Source organism: Kitasatospora sp. NBC_00240, assembly GCF_026342405.1.
Taxonomy (GTDB): domain Bacteria; phylum Actinomycetota; class Actinomycetes; order Streptomycetales; family Streptomycetaceae; genus Kitasatospora.
In genome coordinates this window covers 4,799,975-4,814,559 of sequence record NZ_JAPEMU010000001.1, presented here as the reverse complement: position 1 = coordinate 4,814,559, position 14,585 = coordinate 4,799,975, and the positions used below count along the sequence as shown (strand labels likewise).

The window sequence follows — 14,585 nt, the reverse complement described above, 5'->3', positions numbered from 1 at the left end:
CCGGGGTGCCTGGCCCTGACAGGACCAGGCAGCGGCCGTGGAATATTCGCCGTCGTCGCGCGGGGCGCTCCGGTCAGCCCACCTCGGGCGTGCCCAGGTCCAGCTCCCCGATGATCTCGCCCTCGACGGTCTCCCCGGTCAGCCGGAACCCGAGTCGGCGGTAGAACGGCTCGGGCCCGTTGTCGGCCACGTGCCAGGACGTCGTCAACGTGCGGCGCCCACGCCGCCGCAGCTCCGCCGCCACCTGCTCGACGGCGAACCGGCCCACACCCCGCCCCTGTTGCCCGGCGGCCACGTTCAACCGCCACAGGCCGTCCCTGGTCACCCCCGGCGGGTCGGCGTCGAAGGGCACGTCGAAGAAGGCCATCAGGAACCCGACGATCTCCTCCCCGTCCATCACCAGCCGGGGCCAGGCCTGCTCCCCGAAGGCGTAGGCCAGCGCGAGCGACTGCGCGACCGGCTGCACCAGCTGCTGCTGGTCGGGGTGGACGGACAGCCGGCAGGCGTCCTCCACGTTCTCGGTGGTGATCTCGACGAGGCGAAGTGCTGAGGTCATCGCGGCACCCTAGCCGCCGTGGCGCCGGGAGGCCCGGGTTTTCCCGGCCGCCGGTGACAGGCGGTGACATCGGTGACGTCCGGTCACTGTGGTGACGACCAGTGACGAGCCCGCCCGGGTGCGGGTGCTGGCGTCCCGCACCGTCGCAGGTGGCGGGCCGACGGGGGTTGTAACGGGCCCTTCGCGGCGAGACGATGGTGGGAGCTTTCCCGGATGGTCCGACAGCCGCCAAGTCCGCACTCGACCGCCTGTACCCCTCAGGCGATTTGCAGATCGGAGGCACCATCATGGCAGGCGTCAGGAGCACGGTGGCCGACTACGGACCACCCCGGTACTGCTCCCAGAAGCCGTCCCTGCGTCCCGCCCCGGCTCCCGGCCTCGCGCCGCACCGGGCACACGCGATCATCGCCATCGGGAACAAGTGGCTGAACGGCACCGTGCTGCGCTACTGCTTCCTCGACTCCACCGGCGGCGGCCGGGGCCCCGGGCAGCTGGACGCCGTCCGGGCCGCCCTCCGCGAGTGGAAGGACCTCGGCATCGGACTGGACTTCAAGGAGGTGGACGACTCCTCCGAGTCGGAGGTCCGGATCGACTTCCAGGGCAGGTTCTCCGAGTCCGTGGTGGGCACCGATGTGCTGCAGGTGGGGCAGCACGAGGCCACCACCAATTTCGGCTGGGACCTCACCGACGCGGTCGGCCACGCCACCGCCCTGCACGAGACCGGTCACGTCCTGGGGTTCGACCACGAACACCAGAATCCCAATGCCGGGATCGAGTGGGAGGAGGAGAAGGTCTACGCCGCGCTGGCCCTGCCGCCCAACGAATGGGACCGGGAGACGACGTTCTTCAACATCATTCGGAAGCTGGACCCCGCCACGGTGTCCGGCTCCGTCTTCGACGCCGACTCGATCATGGAGTACCCCTTCCCGCCGGGGCTGATCAAGCGGCCCAAGAAGTACCGGATCGAAGGCATCCCCGATCCGCTGTCGCTCTCCGCCTTCGACAAGGACATGGTGCAGCAGTGGTACCCGACGCTCGTCGCCAGGCCGCGCCACCTGGAGCCGCGCGAGTCCGTCGCACTCCCGAAGCACTCCGGCGGGCAGTCCGACTTCGAGATCACGCCGGCCGAGAGCCGGAAGTACGCATTGGCCACCTTCGGTGACGCCGACGTGGTGATGGCCCTGTTCGAGCGGGTCAACGGCGACCTGCGGTACGTCACCGCCGACGACGACAGCGGCCAGGACCGCAACGGCCGGCTCGACGTCAAGCTTTTCAAGGGCCGCACCTACGTCGTCCGCGCCCGGCTCTACTCCACCTGGGGCAGCAGCGAGGCCGCGCTGATGTACTGGTGAGACGGCCGGCGCCGCGGTGGGACCCGCACCGCCTCGGCGGGCCGGCGTCGGCGGTACCCGGGCGGGTACCGCCGACGCCGGCCCGGGGGGCCGGTCAGCCGGCCACCCGCAGGGTCACGGCGGCGGTGTGCAGCGTCCCGGCGGTCTGGAACTGCAGGAACAGCCGCCAGTCGCCGGCGGCCGGGAGTTCGGCGTGGAAGGGCAGCGTCGGACCGCCAGTGGCGCCCTCGGCCCGGGTCTCCGGGTGCAGGTGGGCGAAGGCCTGGTCGCCGGTGTGGAAGGCGGTGAGGTGGGCGTAGGACTCCAGGTACGGCTGCAGGTCGGTGACCGGCACGCCGTCCTTGCTGACGGTGACCTTCAGCTCGGCGGCGGCCCTGGCGGTCGGGGCGCCGTCCACCGTCACGGTGTAGCCGTCGACGCTCGCCGAACCGGTGGCCGAACCGGTGGCGGTGCCGGCCGGAGCGGGCCCGGCCGCGCCCGGCACCTTCACCGGGCGGCTGAGGACCAGTCCGGTGCCCTTCCCCGGCCCGCTGTCCGGGGTGAAGGAGGCGTACAGCCGCCAGTCGCCCGGGGCCAGCGCGTCCAGCGGGGCCGTCCAGGTGCCGTCGGCCGCCATCTCCGGGTGCAGGTGCTGGAAGCCCGTCAGGTCCGCGCGGATCGCGTAGAAGTGCAGCCGCTTGGTCTGCTCGACGGCGAACGCGGTGACCGGGCCGCCGTCCGGGCCGGTGACGGTGAACCGGTACGCGGTGGGCACGCCGGTCGGCAGCGTCTCGGCGGCCCCCGTCAGGCGGTAGCCGTTCTGCTCGGACGCCAGACCGGCGCCGCCGGCCGACCCGTCGGGCGTCGCCGCGGTCATGCCGGGCATGTCGTGGCCCGCGTGGGCGCCGCCGGAGGCGGCGGAGGTGGCGCCCGGGTGACTGTGGCCGGTGTGGCCGTCGCCCGCGCCGGCCTTGCCGGCGGGGGAGCCGCAGGCGGCCAGGGTCAGGGCGAGCGCGGCGGCCGCGCCGGCCAGAGCCGTGCGGGTGGCGAGCGCCGTGCGGGTGGCCAGAGCCGTGCGGGTGGCGAGCGCCGTGCGGGTGGCCAGAGCCGTGCGGGTGGCGAGCACGGCCCGGGCGGGCGACGGGCGGTGGCGCGCGGACGTACGCGGGGGCAGGTGAGCTGACATGGTTCGGTGACTCTCCAGGAGAAGCGGCCGCCACGGCGGCACGCGAAAGGGCAGGACACGGCACCCGGACTCACGGTGGAGCCGGGCGGTGCCTGTCACGTCCGCGCGACGCAGACCTGGAGCAGGATCTGCCGCCCGCCCCCGGGCCCGGCCCGGGCACAGCCCGCGAACCCGCCGAAGCCCGCGGCCACCACGGCCGGCAGCACGACGGCCGAGGCGCTCGGGGCCGGTCCGGGGGCCGGCAGGGCCGCGCCGTCCCGGGTCTTGGTGGCCAGGCAGAGGGTGTCGCGGGCATGCGGCCCGGGCGCGGCGGGCGGCGGGGCCGAGAGCTCGGCGGCCCGCGCGGACATGGCACCGGAGGCCGCGGTCGGGTGCCGGTGCGCATCGAAGGACGCCGCCGGTGACCCCGTCATCGCGCCGAGGGCACGGTGGCAGTCACCGGCCGCCGCCGGGGCGCCGTGCATCAGGAAGAGACCGGCCAGCACCGCGCAGAGCAAAAGCAGTTGGGCCGTCGCCCGGTCGCGCGTCCTGCTGCCGCCGCTCGTCGTCATCCGGCCCTGTCCTCGGTGGGGGCTTTCGGCTGCCGACAATACCCGGGTCCGTACGGGGCGGCGGATTCCCGCACCCGGCGGCGCACCGGGCCGGGGCGGTCGGCTAGGCCGCCGGGTGCGGGCAGGACCCTCTCCGGGCCCGGTCAGGCCTGTTCCGTCCCCGATCGGGTCCTTTTTCGGACCGCTTTTCCGTTCGGTGTCCGGCAGTTGCCCCGGATTTGTTCCCGATCGGGGAATCACGGGTAGGGATGCGGGCAGGAATGACTCGGCAATCCCCCTCCGCAGGAAGTCCGATGCCGCCTCGCTACCGCAATGACGAGCGTGACCCGGCCGGTGCAGCAGAATCGCACCGGGCCGACCGTCCTGGACCCTCCGTCTGCGATTCCTGCCGCCGGCCGCTCACCCGGTGGACGACCGCCGTCGGCGGCACCCGCTGCACCGGCTGCGCACCCGCCGCCGCCGACCCGACGGACCGTGAACCCGTCACCCTGGGCGAGGCGTTGGCCGGGGCCTTCGCGGAGGTCGCCCGCAGTGTCCCGGCCGCGCCGCTGCTGCCCGCGCAGCGCACCGGCCCGGCGGCCGCCGAGGCTCATGCCGAGGCCGGTCTCGACCCCGGCGCCGAAGCCGGCGCCACCTGCCGCCGCTGCGGCGCCCGGGCGGTCTGGCACCTGACCGTCCGGGGCCGGTGGATCCTGATGGAGCCCGGCGAGTGGCCGACCGGCGCCGTCCCCGTCGGCAAGCGGTGGCGGATCACCGCCGACGGCATCGCCGTCAACCTCGGCGCGTCCGGCCGCACCGACACCTGCCGGATCAGCCACTTCGACACCTGCTCCGAGGAGCCGGCCCCCTACGAGTCCTCGGTGATGCTCGGGCTCTGGCACCAACACGCGCGCTGATCCGTCAGGTCGGCGTGCTGCTTCGCCGACTCATGCTCCGGGCGGGCCGGTCCGGCCGGCCGGTCGGTCAGGCGGAGATCTCGACCACCGCCCGCCAGGTGCTCCGGTCGCCGACCCGGGTGAGCAGGTAGTCCGCCAGGTCGGCGCGGGAGAGCGACCTCCCGTCCGCGAGCGGGCCGTTGACGGCCGTCCGGTACCGGCCGCCGAGCGGCCCGTCGGTGAGCATCGGCGGCCGGACGATCGTCCAGGCGAGGTCGCTCTCCCTGACCAGGGCCTCCATCCGGGCCATGTCCGCGTATCCGTGCCGGTAGAGCCGCTGGACCACCAGGCGGGTCACCAGGCGCTGCGGCAGCGGCGTGCCCGGTGCGATCTCCAGTCCGGCGGAGGACAGGCAGAGCAGGCGGCCCACCCCGGCCGCCCGCATCGCTCCGACGATGTTCCGGGTGCCCTGCGAGTAGACCGTGGTGGGGTGCCGGCGGTCGATGCTGCCGAGGCAGGACAGCACGGCGTCCTGCCCGGCGAGCGCTTCCGTCCAGGCGCCGGGGTCGAGCACGTCGCCGCGGACCAGGGTGAGCCCGTCCGGCCCGTCCGGCCCGTCCGGCCCGTTCGAGGCGCCGGTGCTGCCCGGTGCGACGCCTGGCGGGCGGGTGACCCGGGCGGGATCGCGGACGACGGCGGTCACCTGGTGGCCCGCCGCGAGGGCCTGCTTCAGGAGCTGGGCGCCGGTGCCCCCGGTGGCGCCGAAGAGCGCGAGTCTCATGCCGGCTCCGCGAGGCGGCGGACCAGCGCGGCGACGACCGACCGCTGGCCCGCCAGGGTGAGGTGGAGCCCGTCGGGCTGGTGCGGGTCGTCCGCGCGGTCCGTGCCGTCGTCGGCGGTGGTGGTGGCGGGGCGGGTGTCGACGGTCGGCTCCGGACGGGACAGCAGGAAGGCGGCGAGGGCGTCGATGTCCTCGTTCGCCCAGCCGATACCGGCCCGCCGGAAGTGCGGGTAAGCGGCCACCCGCTCGGCGTGCACCCCGGTCGGGGTGAGCCAGATCCACCGGGCGGAGGTCCGGCGGCCCGCCAGCTCGCGCAGGAGCAGCAGGTTGCGCCGGGTCTCGTCCGCGCCGACCAGGCTGACCGCGTCCGGGCCCAGGCGCTGGACGTCGTTGGCGCCGAGCATGCACAGCACCCGGTCGGGGCGCAGCAGGGCGAGGGCCGGCAGCTGGGCCAGTGCCTGGGTGGTCGTGCAGCCCGGGACGGCCAGACTGCTGAGGCGGACGCCGGGCGGAAGCAGCCGGCGCAGGATCTCGAACCAGGACAGCCGGTCCGCGGTGGTGCTCTCGCCCAGCGCCACGATGTGCTCGCCGGGCCGGAACGGCAGCCGGGCGACCAGGTCGGCGAAACCGGTGTCCGCCAGCAGCTCGGCGGCGGCCTGGCGGACCTGTTCCTCGAAGCCCAGCAGCAGCTCGCGGTGGGCCGCCGGGTCGAGGCCGAACCGGGCGGCCTCCCGGGCGTCGTCCGGCTCTCCGGGGGCGGCCGGTGCCGGCTGCCGGAACCGGACCAGCCGGGCGGTCTGCTCGGCGCTCGGGGTCGGGGCGGTCCCGGTGGTCGGACGGCCCTCCGCCCGTGGGTCGGTGCTGGTGGGCGGCAGGAGGGCTTGTGGTGCGTGAGGGGCGTTCGGGTGCGTCGGCTGCACGGCAGAATCCGTTCTCTCGCAAGAATCGTTCACCATGGAGAATCATTCCTCGTCGCGTACGATAGTCGGGTGAGCAGCGAGCGGCAAGCAGTCGAAGAACCCGGCGGACCGGCCCCCGCACCCCGGGGCGCGGCCTTCCTGCTCACCCAGCTCGGCACCCACGCCGCCGACCGCTTCGCCACCCGGGTCGCCGAACTCGGCCTGACCCCGCCCGACATCGGGCTGCTACGCACCATCGCCACCCGCCCCGGGCGCAGCCAGCGCGCCCTCGCCGCCGATCTCGGGGTGGTGCCCAGCCGGGTGGTCGCGCTGATCGACCGCCTCGACGGCAAGGGCCTGGTGGAGCGCCGGCGCAGCACCGAGGACCGCCGCAACCACGAACTCCACCTCTCCGCGGAGGGCGGACGCGTGCTCGGCGAGGTGTGGCGGATCGCCGCCGCCCACGAGGACGACATCCTGAGCGCGCTGGACGACGACCAGCGCGCCCGGCTCACCGAACTGCTCGGGCTGGTCGTCGCCCAGCAGGGCCTCACCCCCGGGGTCCACCCGGGATACCGCAACCTGCCCGGCGGTCAACGGAGTTAGCGCAGGGCCGACCAGGCCCGCCCCGGCGGTCCGACCTGCCGCGCGGCGACGGCACCGCCCCGGGTCTCCCAGGGGATCGCCCGCGCCCGGGCCGCCGGCTCTGTAGCATGACGGTGCATCAGGACGAGTATCGGGGCGGGATCGGCACGGGAACGGCCGACACCAGTGTGGGCAGCCGGTACTTGGCGGGCCCCTGCGCCGCGCCGACTTGAACAGGAGGATCCCATGACCTCGCCCAAGCGCTCCGGCCATCCTCCGCTGGTGTCGACGGACCTCCCCGTCGAGCAGCTCACCCAGTCCGCGCCCGTCCCGCTCCAGGAGCGGCTCCGGACGGCGTTCGCCGCGCTGCCCGGGGTGCAGCTCGGGCCCTCCTTCGTCTGCGTACCGGGCACCCGGGCCGGACACCTGGCCCCCACCGTGGCGCACGGCCCCGTGGAGGCCTTCCTGGCGGGCACCGAGTTCGGCCACCTGCACCCGCCCTACGACGGCAGCGTGCACCTGATGCTGCCCGGCCCGGTGGCCCGCCGGGCGGTCGCCGACGGCTGGGGCGAGCCCGCGCAGCCGCCCGGCTCGGTGCTCGTCTACGGACCGCGCGACGACGAGGAGGCGGAGACCGTCCGGGCCCTGGTGCTGGCCTCGTACCGGTTCGCCTGCGGCGACGGCGCCACCGCCCCGGACTGCGGCGACACCCCGGACTGCGCCGCCACCCCGGACGGCGGCGACGCGGCCCGGATCGTTTCAGCCGTGTGAACTCTCCCGGACCCGCCACGCCCGCGGCCGGTTCCCTGGATACTCGGCCGAGCGGTATCGCCAGGGGAACGGTCCGGGAACGGACGTGGCGAGTATCTGCGGTGTCGGAACAGGACACCACAAACAACGGGGTGGGAACATGCGCGGCAAGCTCGTCGGTCTGGTCGGAATCATCGCGGCGGCACTGGTGGCCGGCCTGGGTGCACAGGTGCACCAGGACGGCCGGGCCACCGACCGGCCGGGCGGCCCGGTCGTGGTCGTGGCGGACGACCGCCCGGTCTCCAACACCATCGGCCCCTTCTGACCGGCGGGGGACGCACGGCGCGGGCGGACCTCCGGGTGACACCCCGGCCGGTCCTGCCCGCCCACGCTCAGCCCGGCCGGCGGACGTGCTCGGGGATGCCCATCCCGTCGAAGAGCCGGTCGGCCCGGGCCCGGTAGGTCCGGGCCTGCGCCGTCTCACCGAGCGCGGCGGCCGTCGCCGCCAGCCCCTCCAGGGCGTGGGCCGCCTCGATGCCGGAGCCGATCTCCTCCGCCAGCCGCAGCGCGTGCGCGTGCCGCTCCTGGGCCTGCTGGTACTCGGAGCGCCCGCGGTGGATCCGGCCCAGGATGTTCTCGACGGTGGCCTTCCAGCCCGCCGACCCGCTGGTCCAGACGAGATCCAGCGCGCGCAGCCCGAAGTCGTACGCCTCGGCGAGCCGCCCGGCCCGGTGGTAGGCGTCCGCGAAACGGGCCAGCACCAGGCCGGCCGTGGCGGGGCGGTTGAGCCGCTGGTGCCGCTCCTGGGCGGAGGTCAGTGCGGCCAGCGCGGCCTCGTGCTCACCGAGACCGAGGTAGGCGTTGGCCAGGTTGACCAACGCCAGCACCCCGTTGTCCAGTTCGCCGAGCCGGCGGCTCAGTTCGTCGGCGGCCAGCGCCGCCTCGGCGGCCTCCCGATGGCGGCCGAGCAGGGCGCTGACCGAGCTGATGCTGATCAGCGTCACCGCCTCCTCGCGCGCACTGGCCAGCTCCCGGTGCAGCGGCAGCGCCTGCTCCAGCCTGGCCAGGCCCTCGCCGTAGTGGCCGAGACCGTTGTGGAACGCGCCCAGCCGGCTGAGGCAGGCCGCCTCGCCCTGCCGGTCGCCGATCTCCACCGCGATGTCGAGCGCCTGGTTCAGGCAGTCGATGCCCTCCTGGAACCGCCCGAGCGGCCAGAGCGCCACCGCCAGGTTGGTCAGGCTCACCCGCAGCAACAGCCGGTCGGCCGACCGGCGGGCGGCCTCCACCGCGATCCGCCCGGTCTCGTACAGCTCGGCGGAGAAGCCCCACATGTTGAGGTACATGCCGAAGCCGCGCGGCAGGTAGGCGGCCTGCCGGTGCAGCCCGTCGGCGGCCGCGCGGCGGACGGCCGCCAGCAGGCTGCGGTGCTCCCGCTCGAACCAGGCCATCGCGGCGGCGGTGTCCGCCATCGGCGGCAGCGCGAAGCCCGGGGCCGGCAGGTCCAGACCCAGGTCGACCCGGCCGGGGAACAGCAGGTCGCAGGCGGCCTCCACGGCCAGCACGTAGTAGTCCATCAGCCGCTCGACGGCCGCCGCGTCCGCGCCGGCCGAGTCCGGCCCGCGCAGGCTCTGCGCGAAACTGCGGACCAGATCGTGGAAGGCGTACCGCCCCAGCTCGTACTGCTCCAGCAGGTGGGCGTCCAGCAGCTGCTCCAGCAGGTCCTCGGCCTCGACCACCGGCAGGCCCAGCAGTGCCGCCGCCGAGTGCGGGTCCAGGTCCCCCGCCGGGTGCAGGCCCAGCAGGCGGAACGCCACCTGCAACTCGGGCTCCATCACCAGGTACGACAGCCGCAGGCTCGCCGCCACGCTCCGGTCCCCGGAACTCAGCTCGGCCAGCGTGCGGCTCTCGTCCAGCAGCCGGTCGACCAGGTACCGCACCGTCCAGCGCGGCCGATTGCGCAGCCGCGCCGTGGAGATCCGCAGCGCCAGCGGCAGCCGGCCGCACAGCCGCACCAGCTCCTCGGTGGCGGCGGGCTCGGCCGCCGCCCGGCCGCCGCCGAGCGTACGCTCCACCAGCTCCATGGCGTCGGCCATCGGCAGCAGCCCGACCGAAACCCCCTGCGCGCCGTCCAGGTTGACCAGCCGGACCCGGCTGGTGATCAGCACCAGGCAGCCGGGGGAGGCCGGCAGGAGCGGGCGCACCTGGTCCGCGCCGACGGCGTTGTCCAGCAGGATCAGCAGCCGGCGCCCGGCCGTGACGACCCGCCAGAGCGCGATCCGGCTGAGCAGGTCGTCCGGGATCTGGTCGCCGGCCAGCCCCAGCGTTCTCAGCAGGATGTCCAGCACCTCGGCCGGTGCCAGCGGCCGCTGCTGCGGGGTGAAGCCGTGCAGGTCGATGTAGAGCCGGCCGTCCGGGTAGTCCTCGGCCAGCCGGTGCGCGGCGTGCACGGCCAGCGCCGTCTTCCCGCTGCCGCCCATGCCGTCGACGGCGATGATCCGGGTGCCCCGGCCGGCCGGGGTGGCGGCCGCGCCCACCAGCTGGCCCAGCTCGGCCGCCCGGCCGGTGAAGTCCGGCAGGTCGTAGGGCACCGAGTTGGGAGCCGGGCCGAGCCGGCGGACCTCCGGCGGCCCCGGGGCCTCGGCGGCCGGCCGCTGCGGGGCGGCGAGCTCGGGGCTGCTCCGCAGGATGGCCTGGTGCAGGGCGGTCAGCCCGTCCCCCGGGTCGATCCCCAGCTCCTCGGCCAGCAGATCGCGGACCCGGCCGTACTCCTCCAGCGCCTCGGCCTGCCGGCCGGACCGGTACAGCGCCAGCATCAGCTGCCCGCGCAGGGTCTCGCGCAGCGGGTGGGCCTGCGCGACCTCGGTGAGGTCCACCACCAGCTCGGCGGCCTCGCCGAGCCCGAGCCGCAGCTCGAAGAGCTGCTCGGTGGCGGTCAGCCGGCGCTCCTCCAGGGCGGTGGCGGCGGCCTGGATCACCGGGCTGCCGTCGCCGGCCAGCACGGCGCCCCGCCAGAGGTCGAGCGCCGCGCGGAGCTGGCCGACGGCGTTCTCGCGCAGTCCGGCGGCGGCGGCCTCCCGGGCGCGCTGCAGCCGGATGCCGAACAGCACCAGGTCCAGCTGGTCCTCCTCGACCGCGATCCGGTAGCCGGGCCCGTCGGTGAGGATCAGATCGGCGCCGCCGGGGATCCGCCGCCGCAGGTCGGCGACGATCTTGCGGACCTGGTGCGAGGCGGTGGCCGGGGGCAGGTGGTCCCAGGCGGCCTCCACCAGCCTGGCGACCGGGACGACCCGGCCGTGCTCCAGCAAGAGGGTGACCAGCACCCGCTCCTGGAGGAGCCCGCCGAGCTTCAGCCGCTCGTCCCCCACCCAGCATTCGAGCGAGCCGAGGATCTTGAAGCCGACCCGGCCCGGTGGGGCGTCGACCCGCATGCGTGGATCACCTCGAGGCTCTGCGTCGGCCCAGGTCCGGGCCCATCGGCCCTGGTCCGGGCCACAGCGCGCGATCATACAGAACAGGTCCGGACCAGGCCCCGCCGACGTCCGGGACCGGATCGGGACCGGACGGGGAACGCCCCCGCCGATGCTGCGAGGGTCGGCAGGTCCCCGGGACTCCAGGGCGACCGCAAGCAGCCGGCCGGGCGATACCCGCCCGCCACCCCGGCCTCCGGAGACGAGCCGTGCTGAACCTCACGAACCTGGATGCGACGTCCATCGCCGTGTACCGGACCCGCGTCGCCCACCCCGCCGCCACCGCGCAGCAGGTGTCCGCAGAACTGGGCATCCCGGTGCCGGAGGTGCACCGGGCGGACGGCCGGCTGGCCGGACTCAGACTGCTGCGCCCGGCGCCCGCCGACGGGTGGGCCGCGGTCAGCCCCGAGACCGCCTCCGACCTGCTGCTCGCCGAGGCGGAGCGGGCCCTGCTCGAACAGCGCACCGCGGTGGCCGCCGCCCGGGCCGGGCTGAGCGCGCTCACCGGCGACTACCTGGACGCCCGCAGCCGGCGCACCGGCCCGGGCGGGGTGGAGACCGTCGAGGGCGAGGACGCGCTGCGCGCCGTCGTCCAGGAGCTCAGCCAAGCCTGCCGCTCCACGGTCGACGCGATGGTGCCGGTCGGCGCCGGCGACCGGACACCGCTGCCGGAGATGCCGCTGGACCTCGCGGTGCTGGCCCGCGGCGTGACCGTCCGCACGCTCTTCCAGCAGGCCGGCCACGGCCACCGGGCCACCGCCAGCTACGCCCGGGCGATCTCCACCGCCGGCGCGCTGGTGAAGAGCGTGACCCTGCTCCCCGCCCACATGCTGGTGTACGACGGCACGGTGGCCGTGCTGCCGCTCGGGCCGGGGCCGTCCGGGGCGGACGCGGTGGTGATCCGCGACCCCGCGGTGCTGCAGGTCCTGATGCAGCTCTTCGACCAGCATTGGGAGCGCGCCAGCGACTTCGGCGCGGTCGAGCAGCCGGGCGGGGAGGGCCCCTCCGACCTGGAGCGGGCCGTCCTGCGGCTGATGGCCGCGGGCAAGAAGGACGAGGTGATAGCCCGGCAGATCGGGGTCTCGCCGCGGTCGATCAGCCGGATCGTCGCCACCCTGATGGAGCGCCTGCAGGCGGCCAGCCGGTTCCAGGCGGGGGTGCGGGCGGCCGCCAACGGATGGCTGGCCTGAACCGTGGGCCCCGGCGACCCGGCCGGCCCGCTCACTCCTCGGCGACCCGGACCAGCATCTTGCCGGTGTTCTCCCCCCGCAGCACACCCAGGAAGGCGTCCACCACCCGGTCGAAGCCGTCCACCACGGTCTCCCTGCTGGTGATCCGCCCGGCCAGCAGATGCGGGACCAGCCACTCCTCCGCCTCCGGCCGCAGGTGCAGGTGATGGCGCACCTGGTAGCCGCGCAGGTGGATGCTCCGGTCCGACACGGCGTACAGGTTGCGGGGCGCGGCCGGCGGCTCGTCCGGGGTGTTGTACTGCGAGATCGCGCCCACCCAGGCGATCCGACCGAACTCCCGGGTCGCCCCGATGGCCGCTTCGAGGTGGTCCCCGCCGACCCCCTCCAGGGCCGCGTCGATCCCGTCCGGCGCGGCGGCCGCGAGCAGCTCCGACACCGGGCCGTCATGGTGGTCGAAGGCCGCGTCGAAGCCCAGCTCCCCGGTCAGGTAAGCGACCTTGGCAGCCGAGCCCGCGCTGCCGATCACCCGGCCCGCGTCCAGCAGCCGGGCGATCTGCCCGGCCACGCTGCCCACCGCGCCGGCCGCCGCCGAGATGTAGATCGACTCGCCGGCCCGCAGCTTCAGGATCTCCCGCACGCCCACGTAGGCGGTCAGCCCGGTCCCGCCGAGCACCGAGAGGTACGCCGAGAGCGGGATGCCCGCCGGCGGCCGGACGATCCGCACCCCCGGCCGCCCGGGGGCGACCACGGCATGGGTGCTCCACCCCTCGCTGTGGGCCACCAGGTCGCCCGGGGCGAACTCCGGGCTGCGGGACTCCAGCACCCGGCCCACCGCCCGGCCGTACCCGAGCGGCTCGCCGATCTCCCACCCCGCGTCCATCAGCTCCCGCATGTACGGGTCCACCGACAGGTGGATGTTCTCCACCAGCGCGGTGCCCGGCGCGAGCGCGGGCAACTCCTCCTCGACGAAACGGAAGTGCTCCGCCGTGGGGAACCCCTTCGGCCGGGCCGCCAGCCGCACCGACCTCGTCACGGTCTTCTTCGTCATCACACACTCTCCTTGGCACCAGGAACGGACCCGGCACTGCCGGCGGGGACGTAACTCTCGGCGGGGACGGGACTCTCCGGGACTGTGGCGCCGATGCCACTCGCGGACGGCCACCGCAGCATGGTGGGCACGAACAGCAGCGCCACCACCAGATTGAGCAGCCCGCCCACCACCCACGGCGCCCGCAGTCCGTAGCCCGCCGCCACGAAACCGCCGGCCAGCGCGCCGAGCGGGATCGCGCCGAAGCAGACCATCCGGGTACTGGTGCTCACCCGCCCCCGCAGCTCGTCCGGCACCAGCCGCTGACTGACCGACTGCGCCATCACGTTCCACAGCGACAGACCGGCCGACCAGACGCAGAACAGGGCTACCACGACGGCGGTCTGCCGCCCGAACAGGCCGATCGCCAGCAGACTCGCCGCACCGGCCGTCGACACGGTGATCGCCACCGCCCGGGCGCCGCAGCGCTCCACGATCCGCCGGCTGGCCAGCGCCCCCACGACACCGCCGATCGCCATCGTCGCCACCAGCACCCCGTAGCCGCTCCGGCCCACGTGCAGGACATCCGTCGCGAACAGCACCAGCACCGACTGGGCCATCGTGACGCAGAAGTTGCTGACGGCGGCCAGCACCACGATGGCCCGCAGGACCGGGTGCCGGACCAGCAGCCGCAGCCCGCCGGTGGCCTCCGCGAGCATCCCGCGCAGCCCCGGCCCGGCCGCCAGGTCGGGGGCCCCCCGGTCGGCCCGGAAGCGGCCACCGCCGCCGCGGATCCGCGAGATCAGCACCAGCGAGCCGACGTACGTCAGGGCGTTCGCCCAGAACGGCAGCGGCAGCAGGAAGGCGAACAGCGCGGCGCCCAGCGGCGGGCCGACGAACTGCCGGCCCAGCGTCTCGGCCGTCACGTTGCGCCCGTTCGCGGTCTCCAGCGCGGCGCTCGGGACGACGTTGGGGATCACCGCCCGGTTGGCGCCGGTGAACAGCACGTCGCCGGCGCCCAGCCCGAAGGCGAGCAGGTAGAGCATCCAGATCCGGGTCAGGCCGAAGGTCGCCAGCAGGGCGACCGCGACCAGCAGGACGGCCTGCACGGCCTGGGTGACGATCATCAGCCGGCGCCGGTCGTAGCGGTCGACGATCATGCCGCCGGGCAGCGCCAGCAGCAGCCAGGGCAGGCCCTCGGCCAGCGCGACGCCGGAGATCAGCTCCGGGTCGCTGGTGATCGCGCCCGCCAGCAGCGGCAGGGTCGCGAGCAGCATGCCCTCGCCGAGGGTCTGGATCGAGTAGGCGGACAGCAGGTGGTGGTAGTCCCGGCCCAGGCCGGGCTTGCGGTCCGGGGGCGCGGTGAGGTCGACGGTCCGGGACATGG

At 74.9% G+C, this 14,585-nt stretch carries 14 protein-coding genes; 6 read left to right on the top strand and 8 right to left on the bottom strand.

What is annotated here, in order from left to right:
• Positions 1-73: 73 nt before the first annotated feature.
• On the bottom strand, positions 74-556 hold the full coding sequence (locus OG689_RS20385; RefSeq protein ID WP_266322291.1) for a GNAT family N-acetyltransferase: 483 nt from the start codon (positions 554-556) through the stop codon (positions 74-76).
• Between the two features lie 287 nt (positions 557-843).
• On the opposite strand from OG689_RS20385, the gene OG689_RS20380 reads away from it, so the two are divergent.
• Entirely contained in the window at positions 844-1,908 is a 1,065-nt protein-coding gene (locus OG689_RS20380) for a M12 family metallopeptidase (RefSeq protein WP_266322289.1), read from the top strand.
• A 94-nt stretch (positions 1,909-2,002) separates the two neighbouring features.
• On the opposite strand, the gene OG689_RS20375 is transcribed toward OG689_RS20380, so the two are convergent.
• A complete protein-coding gene (locus tag OG689_RS20375; protein WP_266322287.1) occupies positions 2,003-3,073 on the bottom strand; it encodes a hypothetical protein in 1,071 nt (356 codons plus the stop codon).
• A gap of 95 nt (positions 3,074-3,168) precedes the next feature.
• Positions 3,169-3,624 (bottom strand): hypothetical protein, encoded by a 456-nt coding sequence (locus tag OG689_RS20370; RefSeq protein WP_266322286.1) that lies wholly within the window; start codon positions 3,622-3,624, stop codon positions 3,169-3,171.
• Positions 3,625-3,917: 293 nt separating this feature from the next.
• Here OG689_RS20370 and OG689_RS20365 point away from each other — a divergent pair, with 293 nt between their 5' ends.
• Entirely contained in the window at positions 3,918-4,520 is a 603-nt protein-coding gene (locus tag OG689_RS20365) for a DUF6083 domain-containing protein (RefSeq protein WP_266322285.1), read from the top strand.
• A gap of 67 nt (positions 4,521-4,587) precedes the next feature.
• Here OG689_RS20365 and OG689_RS20360 read toward each other — a convergent pair whose 3' ends face one another.
• Together OG689_RS20360 and OG689_RS20355 are read right to left on the bottom strand one after the other, a co-directional pair.
• Positions 4,588-5,280 carry an SDR family oxidoreductase gene (locus OG689_RS20360; protein ID WP_266322283.1) on the bottom strand — a complete coding sequence of 231 codons (693 nt, stop codon included), beginning with the start codon at positions 5,278-5,280 and terminating at the stop codon, positions 4,588-4,590.
• Positions 5,277-6,200 carry an SGNH/GDSL hydrolase family protein gene (locus OG689_RS20355; RefSeq protein ID WP_266322281.1) on the bottom strand — a complete coding sequence of 308 codons (924 nt, stop codon included), beginning with the start codon at positions 6,198-6,200 and terminating at the stop codon, positions 5,277-5,279. The genes OG689_RS20360 and OG689_RS20355 overlap by 4 nt, the downstream gene beginning before the upstream one ends.
• Positions 6,201-6,269: 69 nt before the next feature.
• Between OG689_RS20355 and OG689_RS20350 the strand changes: the two genes are divergently transcribed.
• From OG689_RS20350 to OG689_RS20340, 3 genes are all read left to right on the top strand, one after another.
• Positions 6,270-6,785 (top strand): MarR family winged helix-turn-helix transcriptional regulator, encoded by a 516-nt coding sequence (locus OG689_RS20350; protein WP_266322280.1) that lies wholly within the window; start codon positions 6,270-6,272, stop codon positions 6,783-6,785.
• Positions 6,786-7,010: 225 nt separating this feature from the next.
• Complete coding sequence (locus tag OG689_RS20345) at positions 7,011-7,535, top strand: luciferase family protein (protein ID WP_266322279.1); 525 nt, start codon at positions 7,011-7,013, stop codon at positions 7,533-7,535.
• A 139-nt stretch (positions 7,536-7,674) separates the two neighbouring features.
• Complete coding sequence (locus OG689_RS20340) at positions 7,675-7,839, top strand: hypothetical protein (protein WP_266322277.1); 165 nt, start codon at positions 7,675-7,677, stop codon at positions 7,837-7,839.
• Positions 7,840-7,906: 67 nt separating this feature from the next.
• Here the strand turns inward: OG689_RS20340 and OG689_RS20335 are convergent, their stop codons facing one another.
• On the bottom strand, positions 7,907-10,942 hold the full coding sequence (locus OG689_RS20335) for an AfsR/SARP family transcriptional regulator (RefSeq protein WP_266322275.1): 3,036 nt from the start codon (positions 10,940-10,942) through the stop codon (positions 7,907-7,909).
• Between the two features lie 248 nt (positions 10,943-11,190).
• Between OG689_RS20335 and OG689_RS20330 the strand changes: the two genes are divergently transcribed.
• Positions 11,191-12,171: a helix-turn-helix transcriptional regulator gene (locus tag OG689_RS20330; RefSeq protein WP_266322273.1), complete on the top strand. Its 981-nt coding sequence runs from the start codon at positions 11,191-11,193 to the stop codon at positions 12,169-12,171.
• A gap of 31 nt (positions 12,172-12,202) precedes the next feature.
• Here OG689_RS20330 and OG689_RS20325 read toward each other — a convergent pair whose 3' ends face one another.
• Complete coding sequence (locus tag OG689_RS20325) at positions 12,203-13,219, bottom strand: NADP-dependent oxidoreductase (RefSeq protein WP_266322271.1); 1,017 nt, start codon at positions 13,217-13,219, stop codon at positions 12,203-12,205.
• Entirely contained in the window at positions 13,219-14,583 is a 1,365-nt protein-coding gene (locus tag OG689_RS20320) for an MFS transporter (protein WP_266322269.1), read from the bottom strand. The genes OG689_RS20325 and OG689_RS20320 overlap by 1 nt, the downstream gene beginning before the upstream one ends.
• Positions 14,584-14,585: the final 2 nt, after the last annotated feature.

Bases quoted from the DNA above. Each gene is read 5' to 3' on its own strand.
- OG689_RS20365 (WP_266322285.1), top strand. From the start codon at position 3,918: ATGCCGCCTCGCTACCGCAATGACGAGCGTGACCCGGCCGGTGCAGCA.
- OG689_RS20325 (WP_266322271.1), bottom strand. From the start codon at position 13,219: ATGACGAAGAAGACCGTGACGAGGTCGGTGCGGCTGGCGGCCCGGCCG.
- OG689_RS20375 (WP_266322287.1), bottom strand. From the start codon at position 3,073: ATGTCAGCTCACCTGCCCCCGCGTACGTCCGCGCGCCACCGCCCGTCG.
- OG689_RS20335 (WP_266322275.1), bottom strand. From the start codon at position 10,942: ATGCGGGTCGACGCCCCACCGGGCCGGGTCGGCTTCAAGATCCTCGGC.
- OG689_RS20340 (WP_266322277.1), top strand. From the start codon at position 7,675: ATGCGCGGCAAGCTCGTCGGTCTGGTCGGAATCATCGCGGCGGCACTG.
- OG689_RS20320 (WP_266322269.1), bottom strand. From the start codon at position 14,583: ATGTCCCGGACCGTCGACCTCACCGCGCCCCCGGACCGCAAGCCCGGC.
- OG689_RS20345 (WP_266322279.1), top strand. From the start codon at position 7,011: ATGACCTCGCCCAAGCGCTCCGGCCATCCTCCGCTGGTGTCGACGGAC.
- OG689_RS20360 (WP_266322283.1), bottom strand. From the start codon at position 5,280: ATGAGACTCGCGCTCTTCGGCGCCACCGGGGGCACCGGCGCCCAGCTC.
- OG689_RS20370 (WP_266322286.1), bottom strand. From the start codon at position 3,624: ATGACGACGAGCGGCGGCAGCAGGACGCGCGACCGGGCGACGGCCCAA.
- OG689_RS20380 (WP_266322289.1), top strand. From the start codon at position 844: ATGGCAGGCGTCAGGAGCACGGTGGCCGACTACGGACCACCCCGGTAC.
- OG689_RS20385 (WP_266322291.1), bottom strand. From the start codon at position 556: ATGACCTCAGCACTTCGCCTCGTCGAGATCACCACCGAGAACGTGGAG.